The 15,575-nt window shown below is 75.3% G+C and carries 12 protein-coding genes and 1 pseudogene; 5 read left to right on the forward strand and 8 right to left on the reverse strand.

Annotated elements, in window-relative coordinates; all coding sequences use genetic code 11:
* Positions 1–79: 79 nt before the first annotated feature.
* Together ACNHYB_RS07180 and ACNHYB_RS07185 are read right to left on the reverse strand one after the other, a co-directional pair.
* Positions 80–3,670, reverse strand: a complete 3,591-nt coding sequence (locus tag ACNHYB_RS07180; RefSeq protein ID WP_418277743.1) for an ATP-binding cassette domain-containing protein — start codon at positions 3,668–3,670, stop codon at positions 80–82.
* Between the two features lie 150 nt (positions 3,671–3,820).
* Complete coding sequence (locus ACNHYB_RS07185) at positions 3,821–4,807, reverse strand: malate dehydrogenase (RefSeq protein ID WP_418277744.1); 987 nt, start codon at positions 4,805–4,807, stop codon at positions 3,821–3,823.
* Between the two features lie 263 nt (positions 4,808–5,070).
* Here ACNHYB_RS07185 and ACNHYB_RS07190 point away from each other — a divergent pair, with 263 nt between their 5' ends.
* Positions 5,071–6,111, forward strand: coding sequence for an aquaporin (locus tag ACNHYB_RS07190; protein ID WP_418277745.1), 1,041 nt, complete (start codon positions 5,071–5,073; stop codon positions 6,109–6,111).
* A 78-nt stretch (positions 6,112–6,189) separates the two neighbouring features.
* On the opposite strand, the gene ACNHYB_RS07195 is transcribed toward ACNHYB_RS07190, so the two are convergent.
* Entirely contained in the window at positions 6,190–6,519 is a 330-nt protein-coding gene (locus tag ACNHYB_RS07195) for a DUF3017 domain-containing protein (protein ID WP_418277746.1), read from the reverse strand.
* 95 nt (positions 6,520–6,614) lie between these two features.
* Between ACNHYB_RS07195 and ACNHYB_RS07200 the strand changes: the two are divergent.
* Both ACNHYB_RS07200 and ACNHYB_RS07205 read left to right on the forward strand, forming a co-directional pair.
* A pseudogene (locus ACNHYB_RS07200) lies at positions 6,615–7,331 on the forward strand (FAD-dependent oxidoreductase); the annotation flags it as partial.
* A 47-nt stretch (positions 7,332–7,378) separates the two neighbouring features.
* Positions 7,379–7,960 carry a hypothetical protein gene (locus tag ACNHYB_RS07205; protein WP_418278089.1) on the forward strand — a complete coding sequence of 194 codons (582 nt, stop codon included), beginning with the start codon at positions 7,379–7,381 and terminating at the stop codon, positions 7,958–7,960.
* A gap of 85 nt (positions 7,961–8,045) precedes the next feature.
* Here the strand turns inward: ACNHYB_RS07205 and purH are convergent, their stop codons facing one another.
* Positions 8,046–9,668, reverse strand: a complete 1,623-nt coding sequence (gene purH / locus ACNHYB_RS07210; RefSeq protein ID WP_418277747.1) for a bifunctional phosphoribosylaminoimidazolecarboxamide formyltransferase/IMP cyclohydrolase — start codon at positions 9,666–9,668, stop codon at positions 8,046–8,048.
* Positions 9,669–9,854: 186 nt separating this feature from the next.
* Positions 9,855–10,439 carry a TetR family transcriptional regulator gene (locus ACNHYB_RS07215; RefSeq protein WP_418277748.1) on the reverse strand — a complete coding sequence of 195 codons (585 nt, stop codon included), beginning with the start codon at positions 10,437–10,439 and terminating at the stop codon, positions 9,855–9,857.
* A 58-nt stretch (positions 10,440–10,497) separates the two neighbouring features.
* Here ACNHYB_RS07215 and ACNHYB_RS07220 point away from each other — a divergent pair, with 58 nt between their 5' ends.
* Positions 10,498–11,610, forward strand: a complete 1,113-nt coding sequence (locus tag ACNHYB_RS07220; protein ID WP_418277749.1) for an SDR family NAD(P)-dependent oxidoreductase — start codon at positions 10,498–10,500, stop codon at positions 11,608–11,610.
* Here the strand turns inward: ACNHYB_RS07220 and ACNHYB_RS07225 are convergent.
* Positions 11,571–12,953: an MFS transporter gene (locus ACNHYB_RS07225; protein ID WP_418277750.1), complete on the reverse strand. Its 1,383-nt coding sequence runs from the start codon at positions 12,951–12,953 to the stop codon at positions 11,571–11,573. The genes ACNHYB_RS07220 and ACNHYB_RS07225 overlap by 40 nt on opposite strands.
* Positions 12,954–13,049: 96 nt before the next feature.
* Here ACNHYB_RS07225 and ACNHYB_RS07230 point away from each other — a divergent pair, with 96 nt between their 5' ends.
* The gene (locus tag ACNHYB_RS07230) at positions 13,050–13,619 is read left to right on the forward strand and encodes an ArsR/SmtB family transcription factor (protein WP_418277751.1); all 570 of its coding nucleotides are present in this window, start codon (positions 13,050–13,052) and stop codon (positions 13,617–13,619) included.
* Positions 13,620–13,637: 18 nt separating this feature from the next.
* Here ACNHYB_RS07230 and purN read toward each other — a convergent pair whose 3' ends face one another.
* Positions 13,638–14,279, reverse strand: a complete 642-nt coding sequence (purN, locus tag ACNHYB_RS07235) for a phosphoribosylglycinamide formyltransferase (RefSeq protein WP_418277752.1) — start codon at positions 14,277–14,279, stop codon at positions 13,638–13,640.
* Positions 14,280–14,288: 9 nt separating this feature from the next.
* Positions 14,289–15,569 (reverse strand): DUF6350 family protein, encoded by a 1,281-nt coding sequence (locus tag ACNHYB_RS07240; protein WP_418277753.1) that lies wholly within the window; start codon positions 15,567–15,569, stop codon positions 14,289–14,291.
* Positions 15,570–15,575: the final 6 nt, after the last annotated feature.

Consider the following 15,575-nt stretch of genomic DNA (forward strand, 5'->3'; position numbering starts at 1 on the left):
GCGGACAATCGACGGCCGACGACGAAGGCCCCGTCCGGACGTCCGGACGGGGCCTTCCATGCTCGGGCAGGCGGGCAGGTCAGCCCGCCAGGTGCCCCCACCGCCGCGCCAGGTCGCGCCACGCACCGACCTCGGCCACGCGGCCCTCGACGAGCACCACCACGCGGTCCGCCCGCGCCAGGGCCGCACCCTTCGACGTCGCCCCGACCACCGTGGTCCCCCGCTCGCGCAGGGCCGCCCACAGCTCGATCTCCGTGGCCGCGTCCAGCGCGCTCGACACGTCGTCCGCGAGCAGCAGCTCCGCGTCCGCCGCGAGAGCGCGCGCCAGCGCGAGACGCTGCACCTGACCTCCCGACAGCCGCACGCCACGGTGACCGACGAACGCGTCGTGACCGCCCGCCTCCGAGACGTCCTGCTCCAGGCGGGCCGCCGCGACCGGGCCGTGCACCTCCCGCTCGTGGTCGAGGCGCACGTTGTCCGCGAACGTGCCCGACAGGACACGCGGGAGCTGCGCGACGTGCGCCACCTGACCGGGGCGCAGGAACGACTCCGCCTCCACGACGTCGGTGCCGTTCCACCGGATGGCACCCGTGTGCGGGACCAGCCCGGCCAGCGCGGACAGCATGCTCGACTTGCCGGAGCCCACCTGACCCAGCAGCAGGACGAGCTCGCCCCGCCGGACCGACAGGTCCACGTCGGACACGCCGACGGTGCCGTCGTCGTGCAGCGCCGACATCCCCGCCAGCTCCAGGTGCTGCAGGGGCCGGCGCGACCCCGCCACCGGCGCGGGCGCCTCCCCCGTGAGGAGGTCGACGCCGTCGGGCAGGTCCACGAGGTCCGCGCCGCCGGCGAACCGGCTCGTGGCACGCTGCCACGACCGCGTGCCCGGGGCCTCGGTGACCACCGCACCCGCGACCGTGCCGAACCAGCCGAAGCCGATGGCCGCGTTCGCGACCAGCAGCGCCGTGGCCAGGTCCCACGCGCCGGCGAGCAGCCCGCCCCACGCGGCGACCACGCCGAGCTGGATCATCACCATCGGGACGCCGTCGAGGGCCGCCTGCACCCGGTGCTCGAACACGGCGGCCTGCACGCGCCCGCCGTCCACCTCGTGCAGGTGCGCGTGCACCTGCGGCGTGCGGGCGGCGAGCTTGACCGTGCGGGCCGAGTCCAGCGCCGAGACCAGCGCCCGCCCGAACTGCGCCCGGGCGGCCGACGACCGGGTCGCCGAACGCCCGGCGATCGGACGACCGACCGCCGACGCACCGGCCGAGACCGCCATGATCGCCAGCAGCACCGCACCGGCGAGCCACGACCCGCTGATGAGCGCGGTGACGCCGGCGATCAGCAGGCCGTTGACGAAGTCGACCCAGCGGTCCGCGTAGCGCACGAACCGGTCGGCGTCCATCGCCCGCGCGACCACCTCGCCCGGCGGGGTGGCGACGAGCCGGTGCTGGCGCGTCTGGCCCGTCATGACCGACATCCGCACGCGCAGCAGGATCTCGATCCACCACCGCGGGTAGACGTAGATCGCGTGCGCGAGGCACAGCGGAGCAAGGAGCAGCAGCAGCACGAACGCCACGAGCAGCGCCGTCGGGAAGCCGTCCTCGATTCCCTGCACGGCGCGGCCCCAGAGGAACCCGGTCAGCGCACCCTGAGCGGACACCAGGCTGGCCACCAGGAACAGCACGGCGCCGAAGAGGCCCCACGCGGGGCGGACCACCAGCGAGTGCAGCACACCGCGCGCCAGGCTGGGCCCGTCCCCCGGGTCCCGCCGGGGCGGCGGGGTGCCGCGGCGACGACGACCGCCGACCGCCTGCGCGCGCCCGTCGTCGGCCGCCGTCCCGTCAGCACCGGTCCCGTCGGTCGCCTCGGCGTCGGCGGGGTCGGCAGCCGGGCCGTCGCTCTCGTCGTCGAGCACGTCACCGTGGGCGGCACCGGCCGCCAGCAGGTCGCGGTAGCGACCGGGCACGACGGCGAGCTCGGTCCGCGGCCCCTGCTGCACGACACGCCCGTGGTCGAGGACCGCCACCAGGGACGCCCGCTCGATCGTGGACAGCCGGTGCGCGACGAGCACGCCGGTGCGGCCGGTGAGCAGCCGCTCCGCCGCGGCGACGACCCGGGACTCCGTGAGCGGGTCCATGCGGGCGGTCGCCTCGTCGAGCACCACCACCTGCACGTCGCGGACCAGCAGCCGCGCGAACGCCACGAGCTGCTCCTCCCCGGCGGACAGCGTGGTGCCACCCGGGCCGAGCAGGGTGTCGAGGCCGTCCGGGAGCCCGGCGACCCAGTCGTCGAGCCGCAGCTCGCGTACCGCCGCCTCGACGTCGTCGCGCGGCACGTCGGCGAACAGGGCGATGTTCTCGGCGAGCGTGCCCGCGAGGATCTCGGTGCGCTGCGTGACCACGCCGACGGCGGCGCGCAGCGCCTGGAGGTCGAGGTCGCGCACGTCGGCGCCGCCGACGAACACGCTGCCCCGCTCGGGCTCGACGGCCCGCGACAGCAGCGACGCCAGGGTCGACTTGCCGGACCCGGTTCGGCCCACCAGCGCGATCGTCTGCCCGGCCGGGACGCGCAGGGAGACCCCGGCCAGGGCGAAAGTGCCCTCCGCGTAGGAGAAGTGCAGGTCCCGCACGTCGAGGCCGACCGGTCCCGAGGGGACCGGGTCGCCGCCCGCGGGCTCCGGGGCGACGTCGAGCATCTGCCGGATGCGCGTCACCGCGCCGACGCCCTCCTGGATGTCCGGCAGGTGGTGGACGAGGTTGTCGACCTGGCCGACGAACATCGCGGTGACGAGGAACAGGGTGACCAGGTTCGCCACCGGCAGGTCCCCGCCGGACGCGAGCGCGGCGCCGGTCACGGCGACCCCCGCCAGGAGCGCGGCGAGCACGAGGCCCGCCAGCCGGACCATCCGGGACTCGACGCTCACCACCGCCCGGAACCTGGCGTGCACCTCGGCGGAGCGTTGGGCCAGACGGCGGATCGCGAAGGCCTGGCCGAGGCTCGTGCGCAGGTCGTCGCGCGCGGCGACCGACTCCTCGAACGCGGCGGCGTGGTCCGTCCAGGAGGCCTCCTCGACCACCTTGCGACGGGCGATCTCGCCCAGCATGGGCCGCACCAGGAACCCCGCGAGCGCGGCCAGGGCAGGGAACAGCAGCCAGGCCGGCCACCAGGTCAGGCCCGCCACGACCCACATCGGCACGACACCGACGACGGTTCGCCCGGCTCCCCAGAGCTGGCGGCGCACGAGGGTGCCGACGGCGTGGGTGTCGTCGTCGACGCGGTCGAGGATCTCCCCCACGGCCTGCTCGGTGAGCGTCGCGAGGGGCTGGTGCAGGGCCGAGGTCAGCAGGTCGCCGCGCAGCCTGCCCTCGGCCCGGTCCACCACACCGGCCCAGACGACCTGACCGACGGAGTCGAGCAGCGCGGCACCCACGATGCAGAGCGCGAGCACCAGCAGCGCGCCCAGGGTCGGGTCCTCGGCCAGGCCACCGGCGATGACGGTCCCGAGCGCGGCGCCGACGGCACCGACCGTCAGGGCGGTCAGCGCGACGGCGGACAGCGGCGCACGCAACCGGCGCCAGTCCAGACGGCGGGAGGGGTCCACGACGTCGCGTGCGGACGGGTCGACGTCCGCACGGCGTGGTTCGAGGGATGAGGGTGCATCGATCATGGCCAGTCGAGCCTACGTTCGACCGGTGTCGATCACCCACGGTTTATTCACCGCCGAGCATGCCCTCCGGGCCGTCGACCATGCCCTGGCGGCCCGTCCGCGGCATCGGACGGGCCGCCAGGGCATGGTCGGCCGGAGGGGGGTGGGGCGTCAGATCAGGTTGAGCTCGCGCACCGCGTCCCGCTCGGCCTCCAGCTCCGCGACGCTGGCGTCGATGCGCTCGCGTGAGAAGGAGTCGATCTCGAGCCCCTCGACGATCTGCCAGTCGCCGCCCGACGACGTCACGGGGAACGACGAGACCAGGCCTTCCGGCACGCCGTACTCGCCGTGGGACACCACGCCGGCGCTGGTCCAGTCGCCGCTCGGGGTGCCCAGCACCCAGTCGCGGACGTGGTCGATCGCCGCGGACGCCGCCGAGGCCGCCGACGACGCACCCCGTGCCGCGATGATCGCGGCGCCGCGCTTGGCGACGGTCGGGATGAACTCGTCCGTCAGCCAGGGGGCGTCGGCGGCGAGCTCCGCACCGCTGCGGGGTCCGACGGTGGCGTGGAAGATGTCGGGGTACTGGGTCGCGGAGTGGTTGCCCCAGATCGTGACCTGGCGGATGTCGGCCACGGGCACGTCGGCGTGCGCCGAGAGCTGGGACAGCGCCCGGTTGTGGTCCAGCCGCGTCATCGCCGTGAACCGCTCGGCGGGGACGTCGGGGGCGTTCGCCGCGGCGATGAGCGCGTTCGTGTTCGCGGGGTTGCCGACCACCAGCACCCGCACGTCGTCGGCCGCGCCGTCGTTGATCGCCCGGCCCTGCGGCCCGAAGATGCCGCCGTTGGCCTCCAGGAGGTCGCCGCGCTCCATCCCGGGACCGCGCGGGCGCGCACCCACCAGGAGGGCGACGTTGGTCCCGGCGAACCCCTGTGCGGGATCGTCGTAGACGTCGATGCCGTCCAGCAGCCCGAAGGCGGCGTCGGACAGCTCCATCGCCGTCCCCTCGGCCGCCTTCACCGCCGCAGGGATCTCGAGCAGCTTGAGTCGCACCGGGGTGTCGGGTCCCAGCATCGCGCCCGACGCGATGCGGAAGAGCAGCGCGTACCCGATCTGTCCGGCGGCACCGGTCACGGTGACGTTCACAGGAGTCGTCATGACCCCTACTCTGACGTACGCGGACCGCCCCGTCACCCCCGGGACGGCGTCGAGCACCGGACACCGCAAGGCACGCCACCACGGGCCACCGTTCACGGCGGCGGCCCGGTTGACGTGCGACGGCGCCCTCGCACGGTAACGTGCGAGGCGTTGAACCCTTGTGACGCCCGACACCCAGGCAAGTCACAGGAACCGGTGCCAGCATCACCGCGGTGCCCGGCGGGCACCCGAGTTCTTCACCCGACGACCAGCAAAGGACCATCATGGCCGAGCAGACCGCGACCGTCGCCGAGATCGAGACGGCAGCGCCACCCCGACTCTTCACCCGCATGGCGGCCGAGGCCTTCGGCACGTTCCTGCTGGTCTTCGGCATCGTGGGCACGGCGACCTTCAACGCCGCCAACGGCGGCTCCATCCTCACCGTGGCGCTGGCCGGCGGCATCGCCCTCATGGCGGGCATCGGCGCCGTCGGGCACCTGTCCGGCGGGCACTTCAACCCCGCGGTGACGTTCGGCCTGACCCTCGCCGGGCGCGCCTCCTGGGCGGACCTGGTGCCCTACTGGGTCGCGCAGATCGTCGGCGCCCTGGCCGCGGGTGCGCTGATGCTCCTCATCATCCCCGACACGTTCGGCGCGCTCGTCGGCTCCGGCTCCAAGGGCGAGGTCCTCGCCGCGACCGCGAACGGCTTCGGCGACCACTCCCCGATGTTCACGATCTCCCAGGGCCAGGTGACCTTCGACCTGATGTCGGCGGCGATCGTCGAGATCGTCATCGCCGCCATCTTCGTGGGCGTCATCCTCGGCGTGACCAACAGCCGGGCGAAGATCACCTACCCGGCCGTGATCATCGGTCTGACGCTGGGCGCGCTGCACATCATCTCGTGGCTGGTGACGAACACCTCGTTCAACCCCGCCCGCTCGCTGGCGTCGGTCATCTCGCCGGACGCCTGGGCCGAGGGCGGCGTGGGACGCCAGGTGTGGCTGTTCATCGTCGCGCCCCTCGTGGGTGCCGCCCTGGCCGCGCTGTTCGCCCGGGCCTTCGCGCCGGTGCCCGCCGCCCCGAGCGCCCTCGACCCCGAGTGGGACGAGCAGCCGGGCACCGCTCCCGCCGCCACCGAGGCGGCCGCGATCGCCGCCACGGCGACCGCGACGGCCGCCGCCGTCGAGGCGGAGCGGGCCGAGCCCGTCGTCGAGCCGGTCGCCGAGCCGGTCGCCGAGCCGGTCGAGCCCGTCGCCGAGCCCGTCGCCGACGACGCACCGGTCACGGACACGGACGAGGGCACGGAACCGCCCGCCCGTCCCTGATCGTCCGGCACACGTGAGAACGCCGCGAGCGACCTGGTCGCTCGCGGCGTTCTGGCGTCTGAAGACGTCGAGACCTCGTCAGACGCCGGGGGCGGTCAGCGCGAGGACGCTGACGGCGGTCGCCGCTCCCCAGCAGAGGAACACGTCGAACCCGCGGCTGCGGATCGCCAGACCGGCCGGACCGGACGGCGACGTCGCGCGCCAGGCGCCGGCGACGCCCAGGGTCGCCGCGATCGCGAACGACCCCTCGCGCGCCCCGACGGTCAGCCCCAGCACCACGGCCACCAGGATCCCGGTGAGCGAGACGAGGATGGCAGGCACGGGGTTCGGTGCGGGTCGGTCGCCGTCCGCGACCGCGTCGACGGCGTGCCACTGCGGCGCGGCGGGCTTCGGGGAGTCGGGTGCCACGCGCCCGAGCCTACCGGGCCGACGCCGGGCCGGAACCTCGCCGAGACCGGGCCGAGACCGGGCCGGGACCGGGCCGGCACGGTCCGAGCGCCGGTATGGTCGCCCTCGTGGCCCTCACCGACTCGACAGCGACCGGAGCGGCGGACCGCCCTTCGCCCGCCGTGCCCGGATCCGTCGTCGTCGTCGGCGGAGGCCTGGCCGGCGCCCGGACGGTGGCCGCCCTGCGCTCCCACGGCTTCGACGGGCGGATCGTCCTGCTCGGCGACGAGGGCGTGCCCCCCTACGACCGTCCGCCGCTGTCCAAGGACCTGTTCACCCGCCCGGAGCCGGTCTGGCTGAGCGCCGATCTCGGAGTCGACGTCGACACCCTGGCCGACGAGGTCCGGCTGGCGGACCCGGCGGTGGCCTGGGCGCCGGGCACGGTGACGACCCGCTCGGGCGACGTCCTGGACGCCGGCACCGTGGTGCTCGCGTGCGGGTCGCGGCCCGTCGTGCCGCCCGGGTGGGGTGCCGACGTGCTGCACACGGCGGACGACGCCGCGCGGCTGCGCCGTGACCTGGGGCCGGGTGTGCGGCTGGTCGTCGTGGGTGCCGGCTGGGTCGGCGCGGAGATCGCCGGAGTGGCCGCGGCCGCCGGTGCGCAGGTCACGGTCGTGGAGGCGGGACCCGCTCCCCTGGCCCGCCAGCTGGGCACGCGCACGGGCTCCGAGCTGGCCGGCTGGTTCGACGAGGCGGGAGTGCGGCTGCTGCTCGACGCGGTGGCCACCGAGGTCCGCCCGGACGGGGTGACGCTCGCCTCGGGCGAGGTGCTGGGGGCGGACGTCGTGCTGGCCGCGGTGGGTGCGCGTCCGGCGACCGGATGGCTGCGCGCCGCGCTCCCCCCGAGGCGTTCGACGCCGCCGGGTCGCTCCTGGTGGACGCCCACGGTGCGGTACCCGGTGCTGCGGGGTTGTGGGCGGTGGGCGACGTCGCCGCCCGGCCGCACCCGGTGCTGGGCCGGGTGCCGGGCGGGCACTGGTCGTCGGCGCTGCACGATCCGGAGGCCACCGCGGCCGCAGTCCTGGGCCAGCCGCCGGAGGCGGCGCACGCGCCGTACGTCTTCTCTCGCCAGCTCGGGCACGACCTGGCGCTCTTCGGTCTGCCGCAGGGCGACCCGGACCTGCTGCGCGGCACCCCGGGCGCCGGAGCGTGGGCCGCGTTCTGGACGACGCCGGCGACCACGGACGCAGGTGACGCAGGTGACGCAGGTGACGCCGGGAACGCCGTGCCGACCGGGACCGGGGGCCACGCCGTCGTGCGGGCGGTGCTGCTGGTCGACTCCCCGCGCGATGTCGGCGCGGTGCGCAAGGCGATGAACCGGCCCCGGGCGTTGGTCGTGGACCCGGCCCGGGTGGCCGATCCCGCCGTCCGGCTCCGCGACGCCCTGGCCGCCCCCGCCTGACCCGTCGCTGCGACGAACGGGCGGGACGGACCGCAACGGTCGGCCACGGCGGTCCGTCCCGCCCGTTCGGCGGCGCGGGGCGGGATCAGTGGGCGAAGTGGCGCGTCCCGGTGAGGTACATCGTCACGCCCGCGGCCCGGGCCGCCTCGACGACCTCCTCGTCACGGATCGATCCGCCGGGCTGGACGACGGCGCGCACGCCGGCGTCCAGCAGCACCTGCAGCCCGTCGGCGAACGGGAAGAACGCGTCCGACGCGGCGACGGCCCCACGGGCACGCTCGGCGTCGTCGGCGAGCGTGTTGGCACGCTCCACCGACAGCCGGCACGAGTCGACCCGGTTCACCTGTCCCATGCCGATGCCGACGGCGGCGCCGTCCGCGGCCAGCAGGATCGCGTTCGACTTCGCGGCACGCACGGCCCGCCAGGCGAAGGCGAGGTCGGCGAGCGTGGCCTCGTCGGCGGGCTCCCCGGCGGCCAGGGTCCACGCGGACGGGTCGTCGCCCTCGGCCTGGAATCGGTCGACCTCCTGCACGAGGAGCCCCCCGGAGATCGGCCGGGTCTCGACGGCGGCGGCGGTCGGGGTGTCGATCACGAGCAGGCGGACGTTCTTCTTGGCCTGCAGCACCTCGAGCGCCTCGGGCTCGAAGCCCGGCGCGACGACGACCTCGGTGAAGACGGGGGCGATCTGCTCCGCCGCGGCCCTCGTGATCACGCGGTTGGCGGCGATGACGCCGCCGTAGGCGGAGACCGGGTCGGTGGCGTGGGCGCGGGCGTGCGCCTGGGCGACGTCGGCGCCGACGGCGATGCCGCACGGGTTGGCGTGCTTGATGATCGCGACGGCGGGCTCGGTGTGGTCGTGGGCCGCGCGCCAGGCGGCGTCGGCGTCCACGTAGTTGTTGTAGCTCATCGCCTTGCCGTGCAGCTGGGTGGCCTGCGCCAGTCCGGCAGCGCCGTCGGTGCGCGTGTACAGCGCGGCCTGCTGGTGCGGGTTCTCGCCGTAGCGCAGGACGTCGGCACGCTCGTAGGCGGCGCCGGTCACGTCCGGCAGGCCGGAGGCGACGGCGTCCGCGTCGGGCGCGTAGACGGAGGCGAACCAGGCGGCCACCGCGACGTCGTACTGGGCGGTGTGGGCGAACGCGGCGGCGGCGAGGCGCTTGCGCTGCGCGAACGTGAAGCCGCCGCCGGTGGTCGCGGCCACGACGTCGTCGTACCGGGCGGGGTCGACGACGACGGCGACGCTCGGGTGGTTCTTCGCGGCGGCGCGGACCATGGACGGCCCGCCGATGTCGATCTGCTCGACGACCTCGTCCGGGCCGGCGCCGGAGGCGACGGTGGCCGCGAACGGGTAGAGGTTCACCACGACGAGCTCGAACGTGTCGATCTCCAGCTCGGCGAGCTGAGCGAGGTGGTCCGCCTTGCGGGTGTCCGCCAGGATCCCGGCGTGCACGCGCGGGTGCAGCGTCTTGACGCGTCCCTCGAGGCACTCGGGGAACCCGGTGAGGTCCTCGACGGGGGTGACGGGCACGCCGGCGTCGGCGATCCGCGCGGCGGTCGACCCGGTGGAGACGAGCTCGACGCCGGCGGCGTGCAGGGCGGTGGCGAGCTCGACCAGGCCGGTCTTGTCGTAGACGCTCAGCAGGGCGCGGCGCACCGGGCGCTGCGCGTCGTCGGCGATCTGGACGTCCGGGGTGGTGGGTGCGGCTGACATCGTGTGGTCTCCTCGCGGGTAGGTCTTCGCGGAAACCCTGGCGCCCAGGCGGGCGGCGCGCACGGCGTGTCCCGACCCTGGGCGGCGCCGTACCGGGCCGACCTGGTCGGGGCGGCCGCTCCCCGGTGGTTGTCCACCTTCGCCAGTCACGGCCGCCACGATCCTACCGGCAGTCCCCCCGACGGATCACGCGTCGGGTGTGACCTCGAACCCGATCAGCGCCCAGGCGCGTGCGGCGAAGGCCGGCCGGTCGGCGGCGGCGCGACGCGTGAGCCCGGCCGCGACCAGCTCGACGCCGAGCAGGACGTCCTCGACCGTCGTGCCGGGCGGGACGGAGCCTGCGGCGACGGCGTCGTCCAGGTGCGGCGCCAGGACGTCGACCACCCGTGCCCGCAGGTCGACCAGCCGGGGGTCGGGGCGCTCCTCGGGCCGGGAGGAGGCGAGGTCGATGCTGACGACGGACTCCATGGCGTGCCGGGTGATCAGGCCGAGGAGGTCGGCGAGGGTGACGTCGGGCTCCGCGGCGCGCTGCTCGACGGTGACGACCTGCTCCTCGAACAGCGCGACGACGAGCGCCACGCGGTCGGGGAAGTGGCGGTAGAGGCTGCCCTGGCCCACGCCCGCACGGCGGGCGACGGCGTTGAGCGGGGCGTGCGCGCCGTGCTGGGCGAAGATCTCGCGGGCGGCCGCCAGCAGGGCTGCACGGTTGCGGGCGGCGGCGCGGGGGCCGGCGTTGGTGCGGCGCGACGTCCGGGGGCTCTCGGTGCTCACGGTGCTAGTCTAGGGCGACCAACCGGACAACAGTGTCCGGTGCATGACGGAGGACAGCATGACCGAGCTCACCCTGAACAACACCGTCGCCGAGTGGCTGGCCGACCCCGTCGGCGAGCGGGTGCTCAGCGAGATGCTCGCCGAGGCGGGCAGCTCCACGAAGTCGCTGGCGCCCGCCAAGCGGTTCAGGCTGGGCAAGCTCGTCAAGCTCTCCCGGGGCAAGTTCTCCCAGGAGGCGGCCGACGCCATGGTCGTGCGCGCCGCCGAGCTGCGCGCCCCGGGCGCCGCCACCGAGCCCGCCTCCGCCACCGAGACCGCCTCCGCCACCGAGATCGCCGCCACGCCGGTAGCCGCCACCCCCGCCCCGGGCGCGTCCGCCCCGGCCGCTCCCGAGCCTGCCGAGTGGGTCGAGTCGATCACCCCCGGGCGGTTCACCGGCCAGACCGTGATCGTCACCGGCGCCGCGTCCGGCATCGGTCGCGCCACCGCGACGCGGGTGGCCCGTGAGGGTGGCACCGTCGTCGCCGTCGACATGACCGAGCCCGGTCTCGCCGACCTGACCGCCGAGACCGCGGTGCCCGACGGCGCCGCGATCCTGCCCGTCGTCGCGGACATCACCGACGACGACGCCGTGGCCCGCGTCCTCGCGGCCGCCGGCGGCCGCGTGGACGCCCTGGCGAACGTGGCCGGCATCATGGACCGCTTCGCCGCCGTGCACACCGTCGACGACGCCACCTGGGACCGGGTGCTCGCCGTCAACGTCACCGGGACGATGAAGCTCATGCGCGCCGTCGTGCCCGCCATGCTCGCCGCCGCGGAGGGCCGCGTCGTCAACGTCGCCTCCGAGGCCGGGCTGCGCGGGTCCGCCGCGGGCGCCGCGTACACGGCCTCCAAGCACGCCGTGGTGGGCCTGACGAAGAACGCCGCCTACATGTACACGGGCACCGGCGTGCGTGTGAACGCCGTCGCCCCCGGCGGCGTCGCCACGGGCATGCAGCCGCACGACGTCGACGAGTTCGGCATGGACCGCGTCCAGGCCGGCATGGGGATCATGGCCGACATCGCGATGCCCGAGCAGCTCGCGGCGTCGATCACGTTCCTGCTGTCGAAGGACTCGACGAACGTCAACGGTCAGGTCCTGGCGTCCGACGGCGGCTGGTCCGCCGCCTGACCCGGGACGGCGACCGCGTCGTCGGACCACGTGTCCGGGGTGCCGACCCGCCACAGCGGACGCACCAGGCACAGCGCCACGACCGTCACCGCCAGGAGGGCGACGAGCGTCCACAGCACGAGGCCGATGCCGCCGGCGTCGAGCAACGACCCACCGACCAGCGGCGCCAGCGGCATCGCGGCGATCCCGCTCAGCCCCAGCACGGACGACAGCCGTCCCTGCATCTGGGCGGGCGTGATCGCCGCGACGTAGCCGGCCATCGCCGCGTTCACCGCGGGCACCAGGAACACCCCGACACCGACGAGGACCACGTAGCCGGCGTAGGTCTGCACGGCCGCCATCACGGCGAACGCGACCACCACGAGCCCGAGCGCCAGGACGGTGACGACGCCGAGGCGGAGGCGCGCGACGAGCGCCGGCGCGACCACCGCGCCGGCGAGCATCGAGCCGGCGGCGACCATGTTGACGACGCCGATCAGCACCGGCCGCGTCCCCTCGCCCGCCAGCTGGAGGTTGACGGCGATCATCATGCCGCTCAGGGCGACGTTCACGACGACGAACATCCCGAGGCTGGCGCGGAACAGCGGCACCGACCAGACGTAGCGCAGCCCTTCGCGCAGCGCCGCGACCGGGCGCGTGGCGCGCGCCGCGGCGACGTCGCCGTTGAGGGGTGCGCACACGAGCAGGGCGGCCAGCGCGGTGGCGGCGTGCCCGACGACGGCGCCGACGACCGGCACGACGTGCCCGACGGCGTAGAGCAGACCGCCGACGGGGCCGGCGATCATCGACGCGGTGGCGTCGCGACCCTCCGCGACGGCGTAGGCGGTCGGGAGCTGCGCCACGGGGACGACGGAGCGGAACGCCCCGCTGATCGCGGGGTCGAGGAAGGCCGCCGCGACGGCTGCGCCGCAGAGCACCGCGGCCAGGTGCCAGGCCGTCAGCGACCCGGTGGCGCCCGCGACGACGACGGTGGCCCACAGGACCGTCGCCGTGGTGGCCGCCACGACGATCAGCCGGCGACGGTCCGTCCGGTCGGCGACGACGCCGGCGGGCAGGGCTGCGAGCAGCGCACCGGTGTGCCCGATCGCCGCGACGACGCCCGCCGCGGTCGCGGAACCGGTGAGCTGCAGGGCCAGCAGCGGCACGGCGAACCGCGCGACCCCTCCCCCGACCGACTCGGCGGTCAGGCCCGACATGAGCAGCAGGTAGGGACGGTTGCGCCGCAGGGGTCCCCCGCCCTCCGGGGCACCGTCACGGCGAGCATCGCAGGCGATGCTCGCCGTGACGGCGGAAGTGGTGTTGGGAGTGGTGGCGGGAGTGGTGGCGCCCGGGGGCTGGGTCATGAGGACGACGGTAGTCCCGCAACCGTAGTTGCGCAATAGTCCTTGCGCGTTGAATGTTGCGCATCCCCCGTTGCGCGATGTTGCTAGGCTCGTCACGTGCTGGAAGCCCTGGAGATCAGCGACCCCGACGGTCTGCGCGCCCTCGCCAACCCCGTGCGGCAGCGGATCCTCATGCAGCTCGCCGTGACCGGGCACGCCCGCGCCGCCGACCTCGCCGAGGCGATCGGTCAGCCCGCCAACTCCGTGAGCTTCCACCTGCGGGTGCTCGCCCGGGCGGGCCTCATCGTCGAGGCGCCCGAGCACGCCCGCGACAAGCGCGACCGCGTGTGGACCAACGTCGCCGAGGCCTACAGCCTCAAGGGCGACTCCCCCGGCGCGAACGAGGCGATCCTGCGTCCCGCGCTGCGCTGGACCAGGGACGTGTTCGGGCACGGCGAACAGGACGACGGGACCGCCCGCCGGCAGTTCCTGCTGACGTCCGTCCTGCTCACCAAGGACGAGGCCGACGCGTTCGCCGAGGAGGTCACCGAGCTCATGGACCGCTGGTCGCAGCGCAACCTCGCCCGTGCGCGCGAGACGCCCGACGTCCCGCGGCAGGCCTACCAGGTGCTCAACGTCATCGGCCCCCGCGACGACCCCGACGCCGCGAGCGCCTCCGCCGGCTGACCCGACGCGTCGGGGCCGTCAGCCCACCAGGGCGCGACGGCCGTCGACCCGGAGCCCCTCGCGAGCCACCCGCCCGACGGTCTCGACCAGCAGCGCACGCTCGGCGACCTTGATCCGCTCGTGCAACGAGGACTCGTCGTCGTCGTCCAGCACCGGCACGGTGGCCTGGGCGATGATCGGCCCGGTGTCCACGCCGTCGTCCACGACGTGCACGGTGCAGCCCGTGACCCGGACGCCGTAGGTCAGCGCGTCGCGCACGCCGTGCGCGCCGGGGAACGACGGCAGCAGCGCCGGGTGCGTGTTGACGACCCGGCCCGGGAACCTCGTCAGGAACGACGGCGCGAGGATCCGCATGAACCCGGCCAGCACCACCCAGTCCGGCCGGAACACGTCCACGGCGTCCGCCAGCCCGACGTTCCACGCGGCCCGGTCGTCGAAGTCGCCGGGAGCGACCACGACGGACGCCACCCCGGCGTCCCGTGCCAGGTCCAGGGCGCCGGCGGCCGGCTTGTCCGAGACGACGCCGACGACCCGCGCGCCGTACGCGCCGTCGTCGTGCGCGGCGAGCAGCGCCGCCAGGTTGGAACCACCGCCGGAGGCCAGGACGACGAGACGAGCGCCGGGTGCCGGGGCGACGGGGTGACCGGAAGGTGTCTGCACGGGAACACCCTATGCGTCGGGTCCGGCGTCCGATCTCCGGCGACCGGCGACCTCACGACCCCAGCACACGGCGAGCGTCACCGCGGCTCCCCCGCCGACCTCGGCGGCCACGAGCGCCCCGGTCACCCACGGGTCGGCCCCGACCACGGCGAACCGTCCCCCGCCGGCCGCGCCGCCCGCCAGCCACTGCAGCACCACGGTGATCCCGCCCGCGGCCAGGACCCCGCCCGCGGCGATCCACGCCAGGTCCACGCCGCGCACCAGTGCGGGTTCGAGGTTGCGCCACGCGAACCACCCGCCCACGGCCCCGCAGCCGACCAGCAGCACCGGCGCCCACAGCGCGTACGGCGTCGACCACGACTCGCCGGGCAGCGCACCCAGCAGCGGGACGGCGGGCAGCAGGTCCGACTGCGTGGCCGACGCGGAGAACGTGCTGCCGGTCCCCACGGCGAACCCCGGGCCGGCCAGCCACGCGGTCGCCCACAGCACCAGGTTCGGCACCAGCAGCACCTGGGCGAGCACGAGCATCACCGAGCCGATCCAGCTCCCGCCGAGACCGGCACCGACCTCCGCGGCCGTGGTGCGTCCCAGCACCAGCCACACGCCCGTCAGCAGGGCACCCAGGCCGGTGGCGAGCGCGACGCCCACGACGCCGGCGCGCAGCCCGAGCCGCAACGTGTCGGGCAGGTACGGATCGAGCCGCGGCGTCAGCCCGGCCAGCAGCGGGCCGTCCGGCGCCGAGAACATCCCGAGCGCGAGACCGCCGCCCCCGACCACCAGCCCGCCGACCACCGCCGCACCGACCTGGACGACGAGGCCGACGCCGTCGCGGGGCGTCGCCGTCGCGCCGAGGTCGAGGACGATCGCCAGCGCCGTCGTCCCGGCGGCGTAGGCGACCGTCCCCCCGACCCACGCGGCCAGCGTGGGCGCGGCGGAGCGCTTCGCGCTGATGTGCAGGGTGAACACCACCAGAGCGGTCAGCCCGAGCGGCACCACCGTCACGGCGGCGGGTCCGGCCGTCAGCGGTACACCGTGGGCGAGCAGCCACAGACCCGTGGCGACCGACACGCCCGCGCCGAGACCGCCGTCGGCGCCCGAGGTCGAGGGCGCGTCCAGGACGACGACGACCGCCGTCAGCGCGACGACGGCGTAGGACAGGGCGAGCGCCTGCAGCGCCGCCCACACGCCGCTGGACGCGATCGCGAACCGCTCGCGCACCCGGCCCACGGCCGGGACCGGGCCCTCCGGTTCGACGACGCGGGCGGTGCTGGGGCGACTGGGCGGGCTCACGGCCCC

The sequence above is a fragment of the Isoptericola jiangsuensis genome (assembly GCF_048320105.1).
Taxonomy (GTDB): Bacteria; Actinomycetota; Actinomycetes; order Actinomycetales; family Cellulomonadaceae; genus Isoptericola; species Isoptericola jiangsuensis_A.

Coding starts and splice junctions, on each gene's coding strand:
- ACNHYB_RS07205 (WP_418278089.1), top strand. CDS start 7,379: ATGGCTGCGCGCCGCGCTCCCCCCGAGGCGTTCGACGCCGCCGGGTCG.
- ACNHYB_RS07185 (WP_418277744.1), bottom strand. CDS start 4,807: ATGACGACTCCTGTGAACGTCACCGTGACCGGTGCCGCCGGACAGATC.
- purH (WP_418277747.1), bottom strand. CDS start 9,668: ATGTCAGCCGCACCCACCACCCCGGACGTCCAGATCGCCGACGACGCG.
- ACNHYB_RS07180 (WP_418277743.1), bottom strand. CDS start 3,670: ATGATCGATGCACCCTCATCCCTCGAACCACGCCGTGCGGACGTCGAC.
- ACNHYB_RS07220 (WP_418277749.1), top strand. CDS start 10,498: ATGACCGAGCTCACCCTGAACAACACCGTCGCCGAGTGGCTGGCCGAC.
- ACNHYB_RS07225 (WP_418277750.1), bottom strand. CDS start 12,953: ATGACCCAGCCCCCGGGCGCCACCACTCCCGCCACCACTCCCAACACC.
- ACNHYB_RS07190 (WP_418277745.1), top strand. CDS start 5,071: ATGGCCGAGCAGACCGCGACCGTCGCCGAGATCGAGACGGCAGCGCCA.